Raw genomic sequence first — 1085 nt, 5'->3', positions numbered from 1 at the left:
TCGTTCTTGCGCAGGTTGAGGAAGGCCGGGAACATCGGGATGTAGGTGAGCAGCAGGAAGACGACGGAGGTGCCGAACAGCATCCAGAAGATGCCGTTGGAGATCGCGTCGATCGGCACGAGCTGCAGGGCCAGGACGAGCGAGGCGACGACGGCGTTCACGAGGTTGGCGCCGTTGGGCATGTCGTCCTTGGAGATCATGGAGGCGAAGACCTTGGGCATGTTGCCGTGCTCGGCGGCGTAGCGCGCCACGGAGTTCACGCCGAAGGACCAGGCGGCCATGTTGGCGAACAGGGTGATCAGGAAGGCGATGCAGATGATCTTGAAGATCGCGGAGTCGCCCACCATGGTCTGGACGGCGTAGATCATGCCGTAGTCCGGGTCGATGTCGGCCGCGGGGATGGCGGCGCCTATGCCGAAGCCGGCGAACAGGTAGATGACCGCGATGGCGAGGCCGCCCATGATGATGGCCTTGGGGATGTCGCGCTCGGGGTTGGCCATGTCGTCGGTCATGGTGCAGATGACCTCGAAGCCCATGAAGTTGAAGATGATGATGGACAGGTAGCCCAGGGCGTTGGTGTTGGTGAGCTCGGGCAGGAAGGTGGCGGGGCTCATGTCGGAGGCGAAGCCGTTCTCCATGGCGTACCAGATGCCCAGCGCGCCCACGATCACGGCGACGGCGACCTTGATGATGGCGCCGCCGTTCAGGACCCACTCGGAGTCGGCGGCCTTGGAGCGGCCCATCAGGTAGACGATCCACACGAAGGCCAGCTCGATGGCGATGGCCACCGGAAGGTCGAAGGTCACGCCGAAGACCATGCCCAGGATGTCGGGGAACATGGTCGCGAGCGACGCGATCCACAGCGGGTAGTTCACCCAGTAGTACCAGGAGATGCGGGCGCCCCACTTGTCGCCGAGTCCGTCGCGGACCCAGTCGTAGATGCCGCCCTCCCCGTCGTAGGTGGTTCCCAGCTCGGCGACGATCATGCCGTAGGGAAGCAGGAAGGTGAGGATCAGGAAGATCCACCAGAAGAACTGCTGGTTGCCGATGGCCGCGGCGGGGGCGGCGGCCTCGCACACGAACAC

General features: G+C 64.3%; 1 protein-coding gene. It reads right to left on the bottom strand.

The features are described from left to right. On the bottom strand, positions 1 to 1085 hold a 1085-nt coding region (locus PHA29_RS10535), incomplete at both ends, for an APC family permease (RefSeq protein WP_270849593.1).

Source organism: Candidatus Collinsella stercoripullorum, from assembly GCF_027669965.1.
Taxonomy (GTDB): Bacteria; Actinomycetota; Coriobacteriia; order Coriobacteriales; family Coriobacteriaceae; genus Collinsella; species Collinsella stercoripullorum.
Note: the sequence above shows the minus strand (reverse complement) of the source record. Positions and strands in the feature narration are given on the sequence as shown.